Consider the following 19,669-nt stretch of genomic DNA (forward strand, 5'->3'; position numbering starts at 1 on the left):
CGACAGGATCGACTCACCGCCTTGAAGACCACTCAGCAGCATCTGGAATTCACCGCACCGCGCGATGACAACGCGCGGCTCGCCAACCTCTGCGGACCGCTCGACGAAAATCTGCGGCAGATCGAGCAGGCGCTTGACGTGACCCTGCAGCGCCGTGGCCACCGCATCACGATCCGCGGGCGCGGCGCGAAACTCGCGCTCACCGCGCTCGAAAACTTCTACAACAGCGCACGCGAGCCCTTGTCGGTCGACGACATCCAGCTCGCGCTCGTCGAAGTGCGCCATCCGGCGCGCCATCGTTCGAACGGCAACGGCAATGGCAATGGCGGCGACGCCGTCGACACGCGCTTCACCGGCAACCCCGATCATCCGTTCGACCAGCCCGCCGATGACAATGCGAGCGAAGACGACTTCGAGGAATACGGCCCGAAACTGTACACGCGGCGCGCGGATCTGCGCGGCCGCACGCCGGCGCAGCGCGAGTACCTGAAGCAGATCGTGTCGCACGACGTCACCTTCGGCGTCGGCCCGGCCGGCACCGGCAAGACCTACCTCGCGGTGGCCTGCGCGGTCGACGCGCTCGAGCGCGACCAGGTCAAACGCATCGTGCTGACGCGCCCGGCCGTCGAAGCAGGCGAGCGGCTCGGCTTTTTGCCGGGCGATCTGGCGCAGAAGGTCGATCCGTATCTGCGTCCGCTGTACGACGCGCTGTATGACCTGCTCGGCTTTGACAAAACCGCGAAGATGTTCGAGCGGCAGATGATCGAAATCGCGCCGCTCGCGTACATGCGCGGCCGCACGCTGAATCACGCGTTCATCATCCTCGACGAGGCGCAGAACACCACGCCCGAGCAGATGAAGATGTTCCTCACGCGGATCGGTTTCGGCTCGAAGGCGGTCGTCACCGGCGACACGACCCAGGTCGACCTGCCGCGCGGCCAGAAGAGCGGGCTGATCGAAGCGCAGCAGGTGCTCGCGAACGTGCGCGGCATCGCGCTCACGCGCTTCACGAGCGCGGACGTGGTGCGCCATCCGCTGGTCGCGCGAATTGTGGAGGCGTACGATGCGCATGCGCAGAAGTCGACCGCCGCGGCCGATTCGCGCTAAAGCGATGCGCTTCGCAGCGCGAGGCCCACGTGGCCTCGCCACCATGCCGCAAAAAACGACTGAGCCACGAACGCCACGCACAGAAACCGCATGAGCCGCACCCCAAAACTAACGCTGAGCCTGCAATTCCCCGCTGCCAAAGCCTGGCCGGAACACAAGGCGCTACTGCCGCGCGCGACGGTGGCCGGCTGGATCAAGGCGGCGCTGTTCGCAGACGGCGAACTGACGGTTCGCTTCGTCGACGCCGAAGAAGGCCGCACGCTGAACCGCACCTATCGCGGCAAGGATTACGCGACCAACGTGCTGACCTTCGCCTATGCCGAATCGGAAGACGACCCGGTGACGGGCGATCTGATTCTGTGCTGCCCGGTGATCGAGAAGGAAGCCGCCGAGCAGGGCAAACCGCTTGCCGCGCATTACGCGCACCTGCTCGTGCACGGCACGCTGCATGCACAAGGCTACGACCACGAGGTTGAAGAAGAAGCCGAGGAAATGGAGGCGATCGAAACCGAAATCCTCGCCAGGCTCGGCTTTCCGGACCCTTATCAATAGACGTCCCGGCCCCTCGTCCAACCGAACCCACCGTGAGCACTCCGTCCCCCGAAACCGAGATTCCTGTGCCCTGTCCGGACTACCCGCCGGTGCTCGGCGACTCGCGGCTTCTGACTGACGACGAACTGCGCGCGTCGCTTGAATGCACGTTGCGCGGCTGGGACCGCCAGAGCGATCTGTGGCTGTTCGGCTATGGCTCGCTGATCTGGAACCCGGGACTGCCCACCGTCGAAGCGATGCGCTCGAAGGTGCATGGCTATCACCGCGGCCTCTATCTGTGGTCGCGTGTGAATCGCGGCACGCCCGAGCAGCCCGGCCTCGTGCTCGCGCTCGATCGCGGCGGCTCGTGCACCGGCATGGCGTTCCGGCTCGCGGCCGATGGCTCGATGCCGCATCTCGAAGCACTGTGGCGCCGCGAAATGCCGATGGGCTCGTACCGTCCCGCGTGGCTGCCGTGCGTACTCGCGGACGGCCGGCGCGTCGACGCGCTCGCCTTCGTGATGCGCCGCGACGTGCCGAGCTACACCGGCAAGCTGCGCGACGACATCATTCAGACCGTGCTGGGCTGCGCGAGCGGCCGCTACGGCACGACTTTCGATTACGTAAGCCGCACCGTGCATGCGCTGCGCGAAAGCGGCATGCCGGACCGCGCGCTCGAAGCGCTGCTCGCGCGCTGCAAGCCGGCCGTGTAATTTCGTCATCTCGGCGAAAACCCCACCCGCGACTTTTTTGCCGGCGAGCGCTTTTGCCCGCGTAATCGGTTAGGATGATTCCACGCTCCGCCTTCGCGGCGCGGCCGTTTCACCTTGGCTTCACTCATCGCCAGGCCCGGCCGGACACGGTTCCGCCATGTGCCTGGTGTATCCTTAACGCTCTGTAACAGCGCGCCCAGTCTCGCCGGGCGCACTACCATGAACGACACGTATCCCAGTCGACGCCATACCGGACGCCATCTCGACAAACCGCAGGAAAAGCGCTCGCTGCTCGAACGCCTGACCGACTTCATCTCGCCCGAACCCGACTCGCGGGCCGAACTTCTGGAAATTCTGCAGGACGCGCATGAGCGCAACCTGATCGACGCCGACTCGCTGTCGATGATCGAAGGCGTGTTCCAGGTGTCGGAACTGAGCGCGCGCGACATCATGGTGCCGCGCGCGCAAATGGACGCGATCAACATCGCCGACAATCCCGCCGAATTCATCCCCTACGTGCTGGAGAAAGCGCATTCGCGCTATCCAGTCTACGAGGGCAATCGCGACAACATCATCGGCGTGCTGCTCGCGAAAGATCTGCTGCGCTACTACGCCGAAGAAGAATTCGACGTGCGCGGCATGCTGCGCCCGGCCGTGTTCATCCCCGAGTCGAAGCGGCTGAACGTGCTGCTGCACGACTTTCGCGTGAACCGCAACCACCTCGCGGTGGTCGTCGACGAATACGGCGGCGTCGCGGGCCTGATCACGATCGAAGACGTGCTGGAGCAGATCGTCGGCGACATCGAGGACGAATACGATTTCGACGAGGAAAGCGGCAACATCATCGCGTCGCCGGACGGACGCTTCCGGGTGCGCGCGCTAACCGAGATCGAGCAGTTCAACGACACCTTCGGCACGCATTATTCAGACGAAGAAGTCGACACGATCGGCGGGCTGGTCACGCATCACTTCGGCCGGGTGCCGCATCGGGGCGAGAAAGTGCGCCTCGACGATCTGATCTTCGAGATCCTGCGCGGCGACGCGCGTCAGATCCACATGCTGCTGGTGCGCCGCGACCCGCTCGCGGGCCAGCGCGAACGCGAGTCGCAGCACGTGCAGACCTGAACCGGCGGCTCGGGCCGATGCACGGCCCGAGCGCCCGCGCGTTGTTATTGCGGGCGCATGTGGCCGACTCGTTGGCCCGCTGATTTACCCTTTCAACTTCCGACGCCGACCGCGCAACAATGGCCGACCCGATCACTTCCCGTTCGCACCGCGGCGTGAGCGCTCCCGCCCCCGCTGCCACCGACGACGTCACGCGCAGCCGCGCGCTGCCGCGCTGGCACTACCTCGTCGCATTGGCCGCGGGCGCGGCCAATACGCTGTCGTTCGCGCCGACGCCGCATGGCGGCTGGCTGCAACTCGCGATCTTCGTGTTCTTCTTCGCGTGGCTCACGCGCAGCACCGGCTGGAAAAGCGCCGCGTTGACGGGCGGCGCGTTCGGCTTCGGCAACTTCGTGAGCGGGGTCTGGTGGCTGTATGTGAGCATGCACTACTACGGCGGCATGCCGGCGCCACTCGCCGGCACGGCGCTCGTGCTGTTCTCGCTGTATCTCGCGCTCTACCCGGCGCTCGCCGCGGGGATATGGTCGTTCTGCGCGGGCCATGCGCGCAACGGCGCGGCCGACGACCGCGCGCCATTCTCGCCGACCTGGCACGGCGCGCTGGCTTTTGCCAGCGCGTGGGCGATCGGCGAATGGCTGCGCGGCACGGTGTTCACCGGCTTTCCCTGGCTCGCCACCGGTTACGCGCAAGTCGACGGCCCGTTGGCGGGGTTTGCGCCCGTGGTCGGCGTATATGGCGTCGGCTGGATGGTCGCGCTGACGGCCGCGTTGATCGTGCAGGCATTGCTGGCACTGCTGCCGTCGTGGCGCCCCGGGCGTGCCAATGAATCGCGCGAGCCGAACGCCGGCGCCGCTGGTGACGTCGACAGCCGCGCCGCGCGCGGCCGCGGCACGCGCGTTGCCGCCATCGCCGTGCCAGCCTGCGTCGCGCTCGCGCTGCTCGTGATCGGCCTGCTGCTGCCGCTCGTGCAGTGGACGACACCCGCCAATGCGCCGCTGACGGTGCGCCTGCTGCAAGGCAACGTGAAGCAGGAGATGAAATTCGAGGAAGCCGGCTTGCGCGTGGCGGTCGACGAGTATCAGAAAATGATCACGTCGAAGCCGGCCGATCTGATCGTCACGCCGGAAACCGCGATCCCCGTGCTCGCGCAGCAGCTGCCGCCGAACTTCGCGGCCGCGATCCGCCAATTCACCGATTCGACCGGCAGTTCGCTGCTGTTCGGCGCGATCGGCGGCACGATCACGCCGGACGGCCGGGTGGTCGACTACACCAACAGCCTGTTCGGCGTCACGCCCGGCTCGCACGAAATCTATCGCTACGACAAGCACCATCTGGTGCCGTTCGGCGAATTCGTGCCGTGGGGCTTCCGCTGGTTCGTGAACCTGATGAACATACCGCTCGGCGACTTCTTCCGCGGCCCGCCGGTGCAAAAGCCGTTCATGGTGCATAACCAGCCGGTCGCTGTGAACATCTGCTACGAGGACATCTTCGGCGAGGAAATCGCGCGCACGCTGCGCGAGAACGCGACGCCCGCCGGCGTGCTGATCAACTCGACCAATCTCGCGTGGTTCGGCGACACGATCGCGCTCGACCAGCATCTGCAGATCGCGCGCATGCGCTCGCTCGAAACCGGCAGGCCGATGCTGCGCGCAACCAACACCGGCATGACCGCCGCGATCGACGCGAACGGCCGCGTGATCGGGCGCCTGACGCCATACACGGTCGGCTCGCTCGACGTCAACGTGCAAGGCACCGCCGGCAACACGCCTTACGTGACGAGCGGCAACAATACGGTGCTCGCGGTGTCGGTGCTGCTGCTCGCGATCGGTTTCGCGTTCGGACCGGGGATCGCGCGGCGGCGCAACGGCAAGCGGTAACGCCGGCGCCCGCGTCAAACGAACACCGCCCGCAAAAAAAATGCGCCTGACATGCAGGCGCATTTTTTTATGCTCATTCGAGCTTCGTCAATCCTTCGGCGCCGTATCGATGAACGACTGCCGCTGCGACAGCTTCTGGAAGTGCTTGTCGAGGTTCGGATGCGCTTCGCGCCAGTTCAGTTCCGGCATACGGAAGTCCAGATAGCCGAGCGCACAGCCCATCGCGATGTCGGCCAGCGTGTAGTGATTGCTCGCGCACCACGGCTTGCTGCCAAGCCCCTGCGACATCGCGATCAGCGCTTCGTCGATCTTGCGCTGCTGCCGCGCGACCCATGCGTCCACGCGCTGCTCGGGCGCCCGCTGCGTGCTTTCGAGCCGGATCAGCACGGCCGCGTCGAGCACGCCGTCGGCTAGCGCCTCCCAGCAGCGCACTTCGATGCGCTCGCGCCCGGACGGCGGAATCAGCTTGCCCACCGGCGACAGTGTATCGACGTATTCGCAGATCACGCGTGAATCGAACACGGCTTCGCCGTCTTCCATCACGAGGCACGGCACCTTGCCGAGGGGGTTGAAGGTGTGAATCCGGGTATCCGGCGCCCAGACGTTCTCGGGCACCAGTTCGTAGTCAATCTTCTTGTCGGCGAGCACGATGCGCGCTTTACGCACATACGGGCTGCCGAACGAACCGATGAGTTTCATCATGACCTTCTGCCTTTTTCTGAATCCGGCGAAAGTATAAGTGGTCTAAGGCTTTCGCGAACGTGCTGGCGGCGTCTTCGCGAACTGCCCGCCGAGCCGCTGTGGACGGATTGCAACATGACGGCGGCCGCCGCGCCGTCGGAATCCGCACAAAGGGAGTCGATGTCGTGCGCGGAGAATGGGGCCAGGAGACACGCGGCGCTACAATCTCACGATGAACCAGCCGACCGAACCTACCATCGCCATCGACGTCTACCGCACGCGCCGCGAGCGCGTTCTCGCCGCGCTGCGCGCCGCGGGCGGCGGCGTCGCCATCGTCCCGACCGCGCCGGAAGCGCTGCGCAACCGCGATACCGACTATCCGTACCGCCACGACAGCTACTTCTATTATCTGACCGGCTTCACCGAGCCCGAAGCGCTGCTGGTGCTCGATGCCAGCGCTGCGCCCGGCGCGCCCGCGTCGGTGCTGTTCTGCCGCGAAAAGAGCGTCGAGCGTGAAACGTGGGAAGGCTTCCGCTTCGGCCCCGACGGCGCGCGCGAAGCATTCGGGCTCGATGCCGCGTTCCCGATCGGCGAACTCGACACGCAGTTGCCGCGCATCATCGCCGACAAGCCGGCGCTGCACTATGCGCTCGGCACCTCGGCGCATCTGGACGGGCAGGTGCGCGGCTGGCTCGACGCGGTGCGTGCGCAAAGCCGCAGCGGCACCGTCACACCCACGGCCGCGCGCGATCTGCTGCCATTGCTCGACGAGATGCGGCTCGTCAAGGACGACCACGAGCTCGCGATCATGCGCCGCGCCGGGCAGATTTCGGCGGCCGCGCATGGTCGCGCGATGGCGGTGTGCCGGCCCGGTATCCGCGAGTACGAGCTCGAGGCCGAACTGCTCTATACGTTCCGCAAGTTCGGCGCGCAGGCGCCGGCCTATACGTCGATCGTCGCGGCCGGCGCGAACGCGTGCGTGCTGCACTACCCCGCCGGCAATGCGATCGCGCGCGACGGCGACCTGATCCTGATCGACGCGGCCTGCGAACTCGACGGCTACGCGTCCGACATCACGCGCACGTTCCCGGCGAGCGGCCGCTTCACGCCGGCGCAGCGCGAGCTGTACGACATCGTGCTGGCCGCGCAGCAGGCCGCCGTCGATGCGACGCGCGCCGGCGCGAGCTTCGACGATCCGCATCAGGCCGCGCTGCGCGTGCTGTCGCAGGGGCTGCTCGACACCGGCATCGTGCCGCGCGCGAAGTTCGCATCGGTCGACGACGTGATCGCCGAGCGCGCCTACGCGCCGTTCTACATGCACCGCACTGGCCACTGGCTCGGCATGGACGTGCACGACTGCGGCGACTACCGCGAGCGCGGCGCGCCGCGCGACGAAGCGGGCGCGCTGCCGTGGCGCACGCTGCGCGCGTCGATGACGCTGACGATCGAGCCGGGCCTGTACGTGCGCCCGGCCGAGGGTGTGCCCGAGCGCTACTGGAACATCGGCATCCGCATCGAGGACGACGCGATCGTCACGCCGACCGGCTGCGAGCTGATCACGCGCGACGTGCCGGTCGCCGCCGACGAGATCGAGGCGCTGATGCAGGAAGCACGAGCGGCTCATCAACAGAGGAGCTGATCGGCGATGAATCAAGCGTCTCCAGCGGCGGTGATCTTGAGGCCCGCCTCCCACCAGCAAGGGTTCGATTTCGATGTGACGATCGTCGGCGCCGGTCCGGTCGGCCTCGCGCTCGCCGGCTGGCTCGCGCGCCGCAGCGTGACGCGCGAGCTGAAGATCGCGCTCGTCGACGCGCGCGAGCCGGAAGACTCGATCGCCGATCCGCGCGCGATCGCGGTCTCGCACGGCAGCCGGATGATCCTCGAGCCGCTGCGCTGGCCGGCCGACGCCACCGCGATCGAGCGCATCCACGTGTCGCAGCGCGGTCATTTCGGCCGCACGCTGATCGATCATCGCGAGCACGGCCTGCCCGCGCTCGGCTACGTGCTGCGTTACGGCTCGATCGTGCATGGCCTCGCCGACGCCGTGCACGCGACGCCGGTCCACTGGTTCCGCTCGACGTCGGCCGGTGCGCCGGTTCAGGAGCTCGACGGCGTCACGCTGCCGATCGAAACCGCGGGCGTCGCGCGCCAGTTGCGCACGCGGATTCTGGTGAACGCCGAGGGCGGCCTGTTCGGCGACCAGAAGCACGCGAAAAACCCGAGCCGCGCCACGGACGAAGACGCCGGCGCACGCAGCATTGGTGAAAATCACGCCGGCTCGCGCGACTACGGCCAGACCGCGTTGGTCGGCACGGTCACTGCGTCCGCACCGCAGCCGCACGTTGCATGGGAGCGCTTCACGTCGCAAGGCCCGATCGCGCTGTTGCCGATGGGCGGCGTACGCGGCGCCGACTACGCGCTCGTCTGGTGCTGCGCGCCCGACGAAGCCGCGCGCCGCGCTCAGCTCTCCGACGAAGCGTTCCTGCGCGAGCTCGATGCCGCGTTCGGCGACCGCATGGGCCGCTTTACGCACATCAAGGGCCGTGCGTCGTTCCCGCTCGGTCTCAACACGGTCGACACGCTCGTGAACGGCCACATCGTCGCGATCGGCAATGCGGCGCAGACCTTGCATCCGGTGGCGGGCCAAGGCCTCAACCTGGGCCTGCGAGACGCGCACGCTCTCGCCGATGCGCTGTCGGCCGAGGGCCCGACGCCGCTCGCGCTCGCCACTTTCGCGCAGCGCCGCGCGCTCGACCGGCGCCTGACGATCGGTTCGACCGACACGCTCGCGCGCCTGTTTACCATCGACTTCGCGCCGCTCGCGGTACTGCGCGGCCTCGCGCTGACCGCACTCGAATTCGTCCCGCCGGTGAAAACCGCGCTCGCCCGCCAGATGATGTTCGGCCAGCGCCGCTAAGGACGCAAAACGCCGCGAGGCTCTATGAGCCGCGCGACTTTCATAGAAGATTTAACAGGTTACGAGACCCGGTTCGCGAGTCCCGGCAACCCGTTAACGCTAAAATGGTGGTTTTCCCTCGCATTTCGCGCTGCGCCGGCCGTCACGATTGTCAAATCTGACCCGACGTCGGCGCACGCTCACGTCATGCCCACTCTCGGCCCCCACATTCTGCGCAATAACCTGTTCGTCGCCCCGATGGCCGGCGTGACCGACCGGCCGTTTCGCCAGCTGTGCAAACGGCTCGGCGCGGGCTACGCGGTGTCGGAAATGGTTGCGTCGAACGCGCAGCTGTGGAAAAGCGAAAAGACCATGCGCCGCGCGAATCACGAAGGCGAGGTCGAGCCGATCGCGGTGCAGATCGCTGGCGCCGACCCGCACATGATGGCCGAGGCCGCCCGCTACAACGTCGCGAACGGTGCGCAGATCATCGACATCAACATGGGCTGCCCGGCCAAGAAGGTTTGCAACGTAGCGGCCGGCTCGGCGCTGCTGCAGAACGAACCGCTCGTGCAGCGAATCGTCGAGGCTGTCGTGAACGCAGTTGGCGTCGGGCCCGACGCGGTACCCGTCACGCTGAAAATCCGCACCGGCTGGAATCGCGAGAACAAAAACGCGCTGAACGTCGCGCGTCTCGCACAAGCCGCGGGCATTTCGATGCTGACCGTGCACGGCCGCACGCGCGCCGACCTGTACCACGGCGACGCCGAGTACGAAACCATCGCTGCCGTGAAAGCGGCGGTCAACATTCCGGTCGTCGCGAACGGCGACATCACGTCGCCGGAAAAGGCGCGCGAGGTGTTGGCCGCGACCGGCGCGGACGCGATCATGATCGGGCGGGCCGCGCAGGGTCGTCCGTGGCTGTTTCGCGAGATCGAACATTTCCTGCAAACGGGCGAGCTGCTGCCGCCGCCGCGCATCGACGAAATCCAGCAGGTGATGAACGAACATCTCGAAGATCACTACGCTTTTTACGGGGAATTTACCGGTGTCCGCACTGCGCGCAAGCACATCGGCTGGTACACTCGCGGCCTTTCCGGCGCCAACCTGTTCCGGCATCGCATGAATACGCTGGACACCACGCGCGAACAACTCCTCGCCGTCAACGAGTTCTTTGACGCGCAAAAGGCGATCTCAGACCGCCTCGTCTACGTCGACGAAGCGCCCGGCAACCCCGGGCTCGACAGCCAGGGCGAGGACAACAACACCGACCGACTAGCAGCATGAGCAAGAACAACATCGAACAATCTGTCCGCGACAGCCTGGATGTGTATTTCCAGGATCTCGACGGCTCCAATCCGCACGACGTCTACGACATGGTCATTTCATGCGTGGAAAAACCCTTGCTCGAAGTGGTGCTCGAGCAGGCCAACGGTAACCAGTCGCTGGCCGCCGAGTATCTCGGCATCAACCGCAATACGCTGCGCAAGAAGCTGCAACAACACGGTTTGCTGTAGCGCGTTGTAGTTTCTCGCGCCCTGCCACGTTTCCCCTTCGGCTTTTCGTCTTCATCATGATCAAGCAAGCGCTCATCTCCGTTTCCGACAAGTCCGGCATCGTCGACTTCGCCAAATCGCTGTCGGACCTCGGCATCAAGATCCTGTCGACCGGCGGCACCGCGAAACTGCTCGCGGACGCGGGCCTGTCCGTCACCGAAGTCGCCGACTACACGGGCTTCCCGGAAATGCTCGACGGGCGCGTGAAAACGCTGCATCCGAAGGTGCACGGCGGCATCCTCGCGCGCCGCGATCTGCCCGAACACATGGCCGCGCTCGAGAAGCACGACATTCCGACCATCGACCTGCTGGTCGTGAACCTGTACCCGTTCGTGCAGACCGTGTCGAAGGAAGAGTGCTCGCTCGAAGACGCGATCGAGAACATCGACATCGGCGGCCCGACGATGCTGCGCTCGGCCGCGAAGAATCATCGTGACGTGACGGTGGTGGTCGATCCGGCCGACTACGCGGTCGTGCTCGACGAAATGCGCGCGAACGGCAACACGGTGTCATACAAGACGAACTTCCGTCTCGCGACCAAGGTGTACGCACACACCGCGCAGTACGACGGCGCGATCACGAACTACCTGACGAGCCTGACCGACGAGTTGCAGCACTCGTCGCGCAACGAGTACCCGGCCACCTTAAACCTGGCGTTCAACAAGGTGCAGGACCTGCGCTACGGCGAAAACCCGCACCAGAACGCGGCGTTCTACCGCGACCTGACCGTGCCGGACGGCGCGCTCGCGAACTACAACCAGTTGCAGGGCAAGGAACTGTCGTACAACAACATCGCCGACTCCGACGCGGCGTGGGAATGCGTGAAGACCTTCGACGTGCCGGCCTGCGTGATCGTCAAGCACGCGAATCCGTGCGGCGTCGCGGTGGGCGCGAACGCGCACGAAGCGTACTCGAAGGCGTTCCAGACCGACCCGACCTCGGCGTTCGGCGGCATCATCGCGTTCAACCGTGAAGTCGACGAAGCGGCGGCGCTTGCCGTTGCGAAGCAGTTCGTCGAAGTGCTGATCGCGCCGTCGTTCAGCGCCGAAGCGCGTCAGGTATTCGCGGCGAAGCAGAACGTGCGTCTGCTCGAAATCGCGCTGGGCGAAGGCCATAACACTTTCGATCTGAAGCGCGTCGGTGGCGGCCTGCTGGTGCAGTCGCTCGACTCCAGGAACGTGCAGCCGCGCGAGTTGCGCGTCGTCACGAAGCGTCATCCGACGCCGAAGGAAATGGACGATCTGCTGTTCGCATGGCGTGTCGCGAAGTACGTGAAGTCGAACGCGATCGTGTTCTGCGCGAACGGCATGACGCTCGGCGTCGGCGCGGGTCAGATGAGCCGCGTGGACTCGGCGCGTATCGCGAGCATCAAGGCGCAGAACGCCGGCCTGACGCTGACCGGTTCGGCGGTCGCATCGGACGCGTTCTTCCCGTTCCGCGACGGTCTCGACGTCGTGGTCGCGGCAGGCGCGACCTGCGTGATCCAGCCGGGTGGCTCGGTGCGCGATGACGAAGTGGTCATGGCCGCCGACGAGCACAACATCGCGATGGTGCTGACGGGCGTGCGTCACTTCCGTCATTGATCGGCTGAAGTTCGGTAGCTGACAAAAGGCCCGGCGGGTTGTCCCGCCGGGCCTTTTGTCTTGCAGCGACGCGTTCAATCGTCCGGATCTTTGCGCGCGTAACCGTCCCGCACTTGCGCATGCTGGCTGATGTACGTGCCCAAACCCTGGCCGCGCCGCGCGAGACGCTTCAGTACCGCGAGATGCTCGGCGCCAACACTTGCCTCTGTGTACCAATACACGACACCCGGCCGAAAGCGCACCTTGATGAAATCGTCGCCGATTTCATAGGCGTCGACGCCCGAGTCGCGGCTGAGATTGCGGTAGCGCTCCATTCCCGATCGCCCTCCTCGTGCAAAGCCTTCAGCAGCTTTTATTCCGCCAGGCATGCTGTCAGCGGTCCGCCGCACGCCGCGTTCGTTGTAGTATCGCAGGCACCTGGTTTTTATCGCTTGTGCGGCACTTCATGAGAATTCTCGGCATCGACCCCGGCCTGCGCGTGACCGGCTTCGGCGTGATCGAACAACACGGCCACACACTGCGCTACGTCGCGAGCGGCGTGATCCGCACCGCCGACGCCGATCTGCCGTCGCGGCTCGGCACCATCTTCGCAGGCATCTCGACGCTGATCCGCGAGCACGCGCCGGATCAGGCGGCGATCGAAAAAGTCTTCGTCAACGTCAATCCGCAGTCGACGCTGCTGCTCGGCCAGGCGCGCGGCGCCGCGATCTGCGGGCTCGTCGCGGGTGGCGTACCGGTCGCCGAATACACCGCGCTGCAGCTGAAGCAGTCAGTGGTCGGCTATGGCCGCGCGACCAAGGAGCAGATGCAGCAGATGGTCGTGCGGCTCTTGAGCCTGTCGGGCGTGCCGGGCACCGACGCCGCCGACGCGCTCGGCATGGCCATCTGCCATGCGCACGGCGGCTCAACGCTGAGCACGCTCGGCGGCATCGCACCGGCGCTCGCGAAGAAGGGTCTGCGGGTGCGGCGCGGGCGTCTCGTCGGCTAGCGCAACGTAGACACGCGATGCCGTTCGCGCCGCCGATCCGCTGCGCTACACTCGCGCATTCCCATCCGACTCTGAAAACTAATCCGCCATGATCGGTCGCATCGCCGGCGTTCTGCTGGAAAAAAACCCGCCGCATCTGCTCGTCGACTGCAACGGCGTCGGCTATGAAGTGGACGTGCCGATGAGCACGTTCTACAACCTGCCGTCGACCGGCGAGCGCATCGTGCTGCTCACCCAGATGATCGTGCGCGAAGACGCGCATCTGCTGTACGGCTTCGGCACCGCGCAGGAACGCGCGACCTTCCGCGAGCTTCTGAAGATTTCCGGCATCGGCGCGCGCATGGCGCTCGCGGTGCTGTCGGGCATGAGCGTCGCGGAGCTCGCGCAGACCGTCACGATGCAGGACGCCGCGCGCCTCACGCGTGTGCCGGGCATCGGCAAGAAGACCGCCGAGCGGCTGCTGCTCGAACTGAAGGGCAAGCTCGGCGCGGACCTCGGTGCGATGGCGGGCGCCGCGTCACCATCCGACCATGCTTCGGACATCCTCAATGCGCTGCTCGCGCTCGGCTACTCGGAAAAAGAAGCGCTCGCGGCGATCAAGAACGTGCCGGCCGGCACGGGCGTGTCCGAGGGCATCAAGCTCGCGCTGAAGGCGCTCTCGAAGGGCTGATGCGCGATCCGTGCGCGGTACAATGAGCAGATGATCGAAACCGACAAACTCGCCGCCGAGCGCATCATCGCGGCCACGCCCGTGTCGCCGAACGAAGAAGCGTTCGAACGCGCGCTGCGCCCGCGTCAGCTCGACGAATATGTCGGGCAGGAGAAAGTCCGCGGCCAGCTCGAAATCTTCATCGAGGCCGCCAAGCGCCGTTCTGAATCGCTCGACCACGTGCTGCTGTTCGGCCCGCCAGGCCTCGGCAAGACCACGCTCGCGCACATCATCGCGCGCGAGATGGGCGTCAATCTGCGGCAAACGTCGGGGCCCGTGCTCGAACGCGCCGGCGACCTCGCCGCGCTGCTCACCAATCTCGAAGCCAACGACGTGTTGTTCATCGACGAAATTCACCGGCTCTCACCGGTCGTCGAGGAAATCCTCTATCCGGCGCTCGAGGATTATCAGATCGACATCATGATCGGCGAAGGGCCCGCCGCGCGCAGCGTGAAACTCGATCTGCAGCCGTTCACGCTGGTCGGCGCGACCACGCGCGCGGGCATGCTGACCAATCCGCTGCGCGACCGCTTCGGCATCGTCGCGCGACTCGAGTTCTACAACGCCGAGGAGCTCGCGCGCATCGTCACGCGTTCGGCCGCGCTGCTCGGCGCGCAGATCCATCCGGACGGTGCCTTCGAAATCGCCCGTCGCGCGCGCGGCACGCCGCGTATCGCGAACCGCCTGCTGCGGCGCGTGCGCGACTTCGCAGAAGTAAAGGCCGACGGCAACATCACCGCGCAGGTGGCCGACGCCGCGCTCAGCATGCTCGACGTCGACGCGGTCGGCTTCGACCTGATGGACCGCAAGCTGCTCGAAGCGATCCTGTACAAGTTCGACGGCGGCCCGGTCGGTGTCGACAATCTCGCGGCGGCGATCGGCGAGGAACGCGACACGATCGAAGACGTGCTCGAGCCGTATCTGATCCAGCAGGGCTTCCTGCAGCGCACGCCGCGCGGCCGCGTCGCCACGCTGCTCACGTATAGGCACTTCGGGCTGGCCGCGCCGGATTCGTCGAGCGCGCTGCCGGGTCTGTGGAATTCCACGAACTGAGTCACACGACGAGGCCGACCAGGATGTCCGATCAGACCGAGCAACCCGGCCCTTCCAACCGTTCACCCGTCAATCCCGCCGGCGACCCGTCCGGCAATTTCGCGGCGCGCCTCACCCACCGCCTGCGCTCGAAACTCGCCGCGAGCGTCACCCATCTGACGACCGGTAGCGGACCGGTGCTCGATTACTCGTCGCCGCCGGGCGACCCCGGCCTGTTCGGGCCGAACTCCGTCTGCTGGAAAGTCCACGCCGACTTCACGTCGATGATGGCGGGCGGCATCAGCGCGCTGCTGCTGCAAGCGCTGCATCCGCTCGCGCTCGCGGGCGTCTGGGACCACTCGAGTTTTCGCACCGACATCCTAGGCCGGCTGCGTCGCACGGCGACGTTCATCGCCGGCACGACGTACGGCAGCAAGAGCGATGCGCTCGCGTTGATCGAGCGTGTGAAGCGCATTCATCTCGACGTGACCGGCGTCGCACCGGACGGCCAGTCGTATCGCGCTAGTGAGCCCGCGCTGCTGACGTGGGTGCACGTCGCGGAGGTGTCGAGCTTCATGACCGCTCATCTGCGCTATGTGAATCCGGTGCTGTCCGTCACCGCGCAGGATCAATACTTCGCGGAAACCGCGCGCATCGCGGAAATGCTCGGCGCCGTCGATATTCCGCGCTCGCGCGCCGAGATCGAGGCCTACCTGCTCGCGATGCGGCCCGCCCTCGTCGCCAGCGAGCGCACGCGCGAAGTCGTCAGGATTTTGATGAACGCGCCGGCACCGAGCTTCGCGATGCGGCCCGCCGGCACGCTGATGCTCAACGCGGGCGTCGATCTGTTGCCCGACTGGGCGCAGTCGATGCTCGATTTGAATCGCTACGCGGTGCTGCGTCGAACTCTCGCACGGCCTGGCGTGCGGGTCGTCGCGCCGGTAATCCGCTGGGCGTTGATCAATGGCGTATCGAAGCGGGCCCGGCGGCGCGCGGCGGCGGTGCGGCGGCAGGATTGATCGCGCCGCGCGAGCCGGGCCATTGTCGGCTTCGGCTTACCGCTTCGACTCCGGTCCCTTCCTGAAACCGTCATCGTCGGCGCTGCCGGCTTCGAGATGCGATACGTCCGCCCACGTCACGATCGTCGCGCGATCGTTCCCGTAATCCACGACGTTCAGGCTGGTGTTCAGCAACGGGTAATTGCGCGGTGCGTCGAGCGGCATACTGGTTGCAAAGCGGTGCACGCAGTCGAGCACGCCGCCATGCGTGACACACACGATGCGCCCACCCGGATGCGCGGCGACGAGCGGCTCGATCGCGTGCATGATGCGGTGATAGAACACGCGGTGCGACTCGCCCCCGGGCGGCGCGAAGCCGGGATCACGGGTTTGCCACTGCGCGTATTCGTCGGGGAAACGTAGCGCGATCTCGTCGCTGTCATGGCCCTGGAACGCGCCGTACGAGCGCTCGCGCAAGTTCTCGCGCGATTGCAGCGGCAGGTCGAGCGCCTCGCCGATCGGCTGCGCGGTCTGCTGCGCGCGCTGCAGGTCGCTCGAATAGATCGCGTCGAGCCGGGCGCCCTGCTTCGCCTCGGCGGCGAGGCGCTGCGCGAGACGTTGCGCCTGCGCGATGCCGGTCGTCGCGAGCGGAATGTCGATGTGGCCTTGAATCCGCTTGATGCGGTTCCAGTCGGTCTCGCCGTGCCGGATAAACAGGATCTGCGTCGTCATGAGAGAGAGGTGCCGTTCGCGGTTGTGTCCAGCGGCTATTGTCGCAAAAAGCGGCGGCGCGGCTCGCATGCCGCAGCCGCGCGCTGGTACCGTTTGCGCTCTTTTACGCGTTGGTCTGCAACCAGAACGTGACCGGCCCGTCGTTGACGAGCGACACCTGCATCTCCGCGCCGAACTCACCGGTCTCGACGATCGGATGCTTCGCGCGCGCCGCCGTGACGAAGTAGTCGAACAGGCGCTTGCCCTCGTCGGGTGGCGCGGCCGGCGTGAAGCTCGGGCGCAGGCCGCTGTTGGTATCTGCCGCGAGCGTGAACTGCGACACCAGCAGCAGGCCGCCCGCGCGCCCTGCGCCGTCGAGATTTTGCACCGAGAGGTTCATCTTGCCGGCCGCGTCGCTGAACACGCGGTAGCCGAGCACCTTGGCGAGCAGCTTGTCGGCCACGGCCTCGGTGTCGCCACGCTCCGCGCAGACGAGCGCGAGCAGGCCGGCGTCGATCGCGCCGGTTACCCGATCGGCGACGCGCACTTCGGCGCGCCGCACACGTTGGATCAGCGCGATCACGCCGTCAGCGTCACGCGTGCGAAGCGGCGCTTGCCGACCTGCACGACGTACTCGCCCGCTTCGACCTTCAGGCCTTTGTCGGACACCGCGGTGCCATCGATCTTCACGCCGCCCTGCTCGATGTTGCGCAGTGCCTCGCTCGTCGACGGCACGAGGTTCGCCTGCTTCAGCAGTTGGCCGATCGCAAGCGGTGCGCCTGCGAGCGTCACGGCCGGAATATCGTCGGGCACGCCGCCCTTCGCGCGATGATTGAAGTCCTCTAGCGCGCGCTCGGCATCCGCCTGCGAGTGGAAACGCGCGACGATTTCCTGGCCGAGCATCACCTTGAAGTCGCGCGGATTACGGCCCGCCTCGGCTTCGCGCTTGAAGCCGGCGATTTCGTCCATCGGACGGAACGACAGCAACTCGAAGTAACGCCACATCAGCGTGTCGGAGATGCTCATCAGCTTGCCGAACATGTCGGTCGGCTTTTCGCTGATGCCGATGTAGTTGTTCTTCGACTTCGACATCTTCTCGACGCCGTCGAGCCCTTCGAGCAGCGGCATCGTCAGGATGCACTGCTGCTCCTGGCCGTACTGCTTCTGCAGCTCGCGACCGACCAGCAGGTTGAACTTCTGGTCCGTGCCGCCGAGTTCGAGGTCCGCGTTCAGCGCGACCGAGTCGTAGCCCTGCATCAGCGGGTACAGGAATTCGTGGATCGAGATCGGCACGCCGCCCTGGAAGCGCTTCGTGAAGTCCTCGCGCTCGAGAATGCGCGCGACCGTGTAGCGCGACGCGAGCTTGATCATGCCGTCGGCGCCGAGCGGCATCGACCATTCGCTGTTGTAGCGGATCTCGGTCTTGTCGCGATCGAGCACGAGGGCGGCCTGCTCGAAGTAGGTTTTCGCGTTCGATTCGATCTGCTCGCGCGTGAGCGGCGGGCGGGTCGCGTTGCGCCCGGACGGGTCGCCGATCAGCGACGTGAAATCGCCGATCAGGAAAATCACCGTGTGGCCGAGGTCCTGCAGCTGGCGCATCTTGTTTAGCACGACGGTATGGCCGATGTGGATGTCGGGTGCAGTTGGATCGAGCCCGAGCTTGATGCGCAGCGGCTTGGCCGTCGCCGCGCTGCGCGCGAGCTTTTGCGCGAATTCGTCTTCGATCAGCAGTTCGTCGACGCCGCGCTTGGTCACGGCGAGCGCGTGACGGACTTCATCGGTGATCGGGAAGGCGGAAGCGGGATTAGGCTGGGTGGACTCGGTGCTCATGCTGGAAACGTGAAGTCGCGAAAAAACAGGATTGTCCCATAGATGCGCGCCGCCGCGCCCACTGACACGCCCTGTGCGGCTCCGCGACGGGCGATTTCGTTGCCGCTCGCGTCACCTACCGCGTTTGCGCCGATAATCTGCTACAACGAATCGCAATGAACATCGACAGGAGCAGCGACGTGGCGCAAGATCCCGCAGACGGCATCTATTTCGGACTGATGTCGGGAACCAGCATGGACGGTGTGGACGGCGTCGCCGTCCGGTTTGCCACGGGGAAACCGCCCGAAGTGCTGGCCGAGGCGTTCGTCGGCTTTTCGGCCGGCATCCGCGAGGCGCTGTTCGCGCTGCAACAGCCGGGGGACAACGAGATCGAGCGCGAAGCTCTCGCCGCCAACGCGCTAGCGACGCGCTACACGGTGTGCTGCCACGATCTGCTGCGCGATAGCCGCGTATCGGCCGACGAGGTCCGTGCCATTGGCGTGCATGGGCAGACCGTGCGGCATCGGCCGGAAAAGGGCTATACGCGGCAGATCAACAACCCGGCGCTGCTCGCGGAGATGTTGCATATCGACGTGGTCGCCGATTTCCGCAGCCGCGACGTCGCGGCGGGCGGCCAGGGCGCGCCGCTCGTGCCCGCTTTTCACGCGACGATCTTCGGGGCGAAGAACGAAACGCGTGTCGTCTGCAATCTTGGCGGCATCAGCAACATCACGATCCTGAACGCGACCGGCGGGGTGCGCGGCTTCGACTGCGGCCCGGCGAACGCGCTGCTCGACGCTTGGGCCGAGCGCCATCTTGGCAAGCCATTCGACGAAAACGGTCATTTCGCGGCGAGCGGCCAGATCGATCGCAAGCTGCTGAACGCGCTGCTCGACGAGCCGTTCTTCGCCGAACAGCCGCCCAAGAGCACCGGCCGCGATCTGTTCAACACCGCATGGCTCGATGCGAAACTCGAGCCGTTCGCCGCGCTCGCACCGGCCGACGTACAGGCGACACTCGTCGCGCTGACCGCGGTGACGGTTGCGCGCGAGATCGAGCGGCATGCATCCGACGCGCGGGCCGTGTACGTGTGTGGCGGCGGCGCGCGCAATCCGGAGATCATGAAAGCGTTGCAGCAGGCGCTCGAAGACAGCGGCGTAAGCGGCGTGCCCGTGTTGACGACCGACGCGCTAGGCGTGCCGCCGAGCCAGGTCGAACCGCTCGCGTTCGCATGGCTCGCGATGCGCTGCATCGCGCGTCTGCCGGGCAGTCTGCCAAGCGTGACGGGGGCGTCCGCGGAGCGGGTTCTGGGGGCGATTTATCCGCGCTGATGAGAGGTCCAGGCGAAGAAAC

The 19,669-nt window shown here is 66.2% G+C and carries 20 protein-coding genes; 15 read left to right on the plus strand and 5 right to left on the minus strand.

The window, feature by feature from the left end; all coding sequences use genetic code 11:
• The first annotated feature begins 21 nt into the window (after window positions 1-21).
• The 5 genes from AB3X95_RS08225 (at window position 22) to lnt (ending at window position 5,353) form a co-directional block, all read left to right on the plus strand.
• On the plus strand, window positions 22-1,107 hold the full coding sequence (locus AB3X95_RS08225; RefSeq protein ID WP_184226454.1) for a PhoH family protein: 1,086 nt from the start codon (window positions 22-24) through the stop codon (window positions 1,105-1,107).
• Window positions 1,108-1,197: 90 nt separating this feature from the next.
• The gene (gene ybeY, locus AB3X95_RS08230) at window positions 1,198-1,659 is read left to right on the plus strand and encodes an rRNA maturation RNase YbeY (RefSeq protein WP_176105095.1); all 462 of its coding nucleotides are present in this window, start codon (window positions 1,198-1,200) and stop codon (window positions 1,657-1,659) included.
• 32 nt (window positions 1,660-1,691) lie between these two features.
• The gene (locus AB3X95_RS08235) at window positions 1,692-2,351 is read left to right on the plus strand and encodes a gamma-glutamylcyclotransferase (RefSeq protein WP_176121805.1); all 660 of its coding nucleotides are present in this window, start codon (window positions 1,692-1,694) and stop codon (window positions 2,349-2,351) included.
• Window positions 2,352-2,570: 219 nt separating this feature from the next.
• Complete coding sequence (locus tag AB3X95_RS08240) at window positions 2,571-3,476, plus strand: HlyC/CorC family transporter (RefSeq protein ID WP_176105093.1); 906 nt, start codon at window positions 2,571-2,573, stop codon at window positions 3,474-3,476.
• Between the two features lie 119 nt (window positions 3,477-3,595).
• Window positions 3,596-5,353 carry an apolipoprotein N-acyltransferase gene (lnt, locus tag AB3X95_RS08245; RefSeq protein ID WP_368621054.1) on the plus strand — a complete coding sequence of 586 codons (1,758 nt, stop codon included), beginning with the start codon at window positions 3,596-3,598 and terminating at the stop codon, window positions 5,351-5,353.
• Window positions 5,354-5,440: 87 nt separating this feature from the next.
• On the opposite strand, the gene AB3X95_RS08250 is transcribed toward lnt, so the two are convergent.
• Complete coding sequence (locus AB3X95_RS08250; protein ID WP_176105091.1) at window positions 5,441-6,055, minus strand: glutathione S-transferase C-terminal domain-containing protein; 615 nt, start codon at window positions 6,053-6,055, stop codon at window positions 5,441-5,443.
• A gap of 211 nt (window positions 6,056-6,266) precedes the next feature.
• On the opposite strand from AB3X95_RS08250, the gene AB3X95_RS08255 reads away from it, so the two are divergent.
• The 5 genes from AB3X95_RS08255 to purH all read left to right on the plus strand — a co-directional run bounded on the left by AB3X95_RS08255 (window position 6,267) and on the right by purH (window position 12,069).
• Window positions 6,267-7,673, plus strand: coding sequence for an aminopeptidase P N-terminal domain-containing protein (locus AB3X95_RS08255; protein ID WP_368621055.1), 1,407 nt, complete (start codon window positions 6,267-6,269; stop codon window positions 7,671-7,673).
• Between the two features lie 6 nt (window positions 7,674-7,679).
• Window positions 7,680-8,951 carry a UbiH/UbiF/VisC/COQ6 family ubiquinone biosynthesis hydroxylase gene (locus tag AB3X95_RS08260; protein WP_368621056.1) on the plus strand — a complete coding sequence of 424 codons (1,272 nt, stop codon included), beginning with the start codon at window positions 7,680-7,682 and terminating at the stop codon, window positions 8,949-8,951.
• 186 nt (window positions 8,952-9,137) lie between these two features.
• Window positions 9,138-10,217 carry a tRNA dihydrouridine synthase DusB gene (gene dusB, locus AB3X95_RS08265; protein WP_368621057.1) on the plus strand — a complete coding sequence of 360 codons (1,080 nt, stop codon included), beginning with the start codon at window positions 9,138-9,140 and terminating at the stop codon, window positions 10,215-10,217.
• A complete protein-coding gene (locus AB3X95_RS08270; RefSeq protein ID WP_013090496.1) occupies window positions 10,214-10,447 on the plus strand; it encodes a Fis family transcriptional regulator in 234 nt (77 codons plus the stop codon). The genes dusB and AB3X95_RS08270 overlap by 4 nt, the downstream gene beginning before the upstream one ends.
• A 56-nt stretch (window positions 10,448-10,503) precedes the next feature.
• Entirely contained in the window at window positions 10,504-12,069 is a 1,566-nt protein-coding gene (purH, locus tag AB3X95_RS08275) for a bifunctional phosphoribosylaminoimidazolecarboxamide formyltransferase/IMP cyclohydrolase (protein ID WP_368621058.1), read from the plus strand.
• Window positions 12,070-12,143: 74 nt separating this feature from the next.
• Here purH and AB3X95_RS08280 read toward each other — a convergent pair whose 3' ends face one another.
• Window positions 12,144-12,383: a hypothetical protein gene (locus AB3X95_RS08280; RefSeq protein WP_176121812.1), complete on the minus strand. Its 240-nt coding sequence runs from the start codon at window positions 12,381-12,383 to the stop codon at window positions 12,144-12,146.
• A 131-nt stretch (window positions 12,384-12,514) separates the two neighbouring features.
• On the opposite strand from AB3X95_RS08280, the gene ruvC reads away from it, so the two are divergent.
• The 4 genes from ruvC to AB3X95_RS08300 all read left to right on the plus strand — a co-directional run bounded on the left by ruvC (window position 12,515) and on the right by AB3X95_RS08300 (window position 15,817).
• Window positions 12,515-13,057 carry a crossover junction endodeoxyribonuclease RuvC gene (gene ruvC, locus AB3X95_RS08285; protein WP_008919621.1) on the plus strand — a complete coding sequence of 181 codons (543 nt, stop codon included), beginning with the start codon at window positions 12,515-12,517 and terminating at the stop codon, window positions 13,055-13,057.
• 88 nt (window positions 13,058-13,145) lie between these two features.
• Window positions 13,146-13,727 (plus strand): Holliday junction branch migration protein RuvA, encoded by a 582-nt coding sequence (ruvA, locus tag AB3X95_RS08290; RefSeq protein ID WP_018421776.1) that lies wholly within the window; start codon window positions 13,146-13,148, stop codon window positions 13,725-13,727.
• A 30-nt stretch (window positions 13,728-13,757) separates the two neighbouring features.
• Window positions 13,758-14,819, plus strand: coding sequence for a Holliday junction branch migration DNA helicase RuvB (gene ruvB / locus AB3X95_RS08295; RefSeq protein ID WP_013090500.1), 1,062 nt, complete (start codon window positions 13,758-13,760; stop codon window positions 14,817-14,819).
• A gap of 23 nt (window positions 14,820-14,842) precedes the next feature.
• Window positions 14,843-15,817 carry an oxygenase MpaB family protein gene (locus tag AB3X95_RS08300; RefSeq protein ID WP_368621059.1) on the plus strand — a complete coding sequence of 325 codons (975 nt, stop codon included), beginning with the start codon at window positions 14,843-14,845 and terminating at the stop codon, window positions 15,815-15,817.
• A gap of 36 nt (window positions 15,818-15,853) precedes the next feature.
• Here the strand turns inward: AB3X95_RS08300 and AB3X95_RS08305 are convergent, their stop codons facing one another.
• The 3 genes from AB3X95_RS08305 to tyrS form a co-directional block, all read right to left on the minus strand.
• Window positions 15,854-16,528 (minus strand): histidine phosphatase family protein, encoded by a 675-nt coding sequence (locus tag AB3X95_RS08305; protein WP_176121815.1) that lies wholly within the window; start codon window positions 16,526-16,528, stop codon window positions 15,854-15,856.
• Between the two features lie 103 nt (window positions 16,529-16,631).
• Entirely contained in the window at window positions 16,632-17,090 is a 459-nt protein-coding gene (gene dtd, locus AB3X95_RS08310; protein WP_176121816.1) for a D-aminoacyl-tRNA deacylase, read from the minus strand.
• On the minus strand, window positions 17,087-18,337 hold the full coding sequence (tyrS, locus tag AB3X95_RS08315) for a tyrosine--tRNA ligase (RefSeq protein ID WP_176121817.1): 1,251 nt from the start codon (window positions 18,335-18,337) through the stop codon (window positions 17,087-17,089). Before tyrS ends, dtd begins: the two co-directional genes overlap by 4 nt.
• Window positions 18,338-18,516: 179 nt before the next feature.
• Between tyrS and AB3X95_RS08320 the strand changes: the two genes are divergently transcribed.
• Window positions 18,517-19,647: an anhydro-N-acetylmuramic acid kinase gene (locus AB3X95_RS08320; RefSeq protein ID WP_176121937.1), complete on the plus strand. Its 1,131-nt coding sequence runs from the start codon at window positions 18,517-18,519 to the stop codon at window positions 19,645-19,647.
• Window positions 19,648-19,669: the final 22 nt, after the last annotated feature.

The organism is Paraburkholderia sp. BR13444, assembly GCF_040948755.1.
Taxonomy (GTDB): domain Bacteria; phylum Pseudomonadota; class Gammaproteobacteria; order Burkholderiales; family Burkholderiaceae; genus Paraburkholderia; species Paraburkholderia youngii.

Coding starts and splice junctions, on each gene's coding strand:
- ybeY (WP_176105095.1), top strand. CDS start 1,198: ATGAGCCGCACCCCAAAACTAACGCTGAGCCTGCAATTCCCCGCTGCC.
- AB3X95_RS08240 (WP_176105093.1), top strand. CDS start 2,571: ATGAACGACACGTATCCCAGTCGACGCCATACCGGACGCCATCTCGAC.
- lnt (WP_368621054.1), top strand. CDS start 3,596: ATGGCCGACCCGATCACTTCCCGTTCGCACCGCGGCGTGAGCGCTCCC.
- AB3X95_RS08250 (WP_176105091.1), bottom strand. CDS start 6,055: ATGATGAAACTCATCGGTTCGTTCGGCAGCCCGTATGTGCGTAAAGCG.
- AB3X95_RS08255 (WP_368621055.1), top strand. CDS start 6,267: ATGAACCAGCCGACCGAACCTACCATCGCCATCGACGTCTACCGCACG.
- AB3X95_RS08260 (WP_368621056.1), top strand. CDS start 7,680: ATGAATCAAGCGTCTCCAGCGGCGGTGATCTTGAGGCCCGCCTCCCAC.
- dusB (WP_368621057.1), top strand. CDS start 9,138: ATGCCCACTCTCGGCCCCCACATTCTGCGCAATAACCTGTTCGTCGCC.
- AB3X95_RS08270 (WP_013090496.1), top strand. CDS start 10,214: ATGAGCAAGAACAACATCGAACAATCTGTCCGCGACAGCCTGGATGTG.
- purH (WP_368621058.1), top strand. CDS start 10,504: ATGATCAAGCAAGCGCTCATCTCCGTTTCCGACAAGTCCGGCATCGTC.
- AB3X95_RS08280 (WP_176121812.1), bottom strand. CDS start 12,383: ATGGAGCGCTACCGCAATCTCAGCCGCGACTCGGGCGTCGACGCCTAT.
- ruvC (WP_008919621.1), top strand. CDS start 12,515: ATGAGAATTCTCGGCATCGACCCCGGCCTGCGCGTGACCGGCTTCGGC.
- ruvA (WP_018421776.1), top strand. CDS start 13,146: ATGATCGGTCGCATCGCCGGCGTTCTGCTGGAAAAAAACCCGCCGCAT.
- ruvB (WP_013090500.1), top strand. CDS start 13,758: ATGATCGAAACCGACAAACTCGCCGCCGAGCGCATCATCGCGGCCACG.
- AB3X95_RS08300 (WP_368621059.1), top strand. CDS start 14,843: ATGTCCGATCAGACCGAGCAACCCGGCCCTTCCAACCGTTCACCCGTC.
- AB3X95_RS08305 (WP_176121815.1), bottom strand. CDS start 16,528: ATGACGACGCAGATCCTGTTTATCCGGCACGGCGAGACCGACTGGAAC.
- tyrS (WP_176121817.1), bottom strand. CDS start 18,337: ATGAGCACCGAGTCCACCCAGCCTAATCCCGCTTCCGCCTTCCCGATC.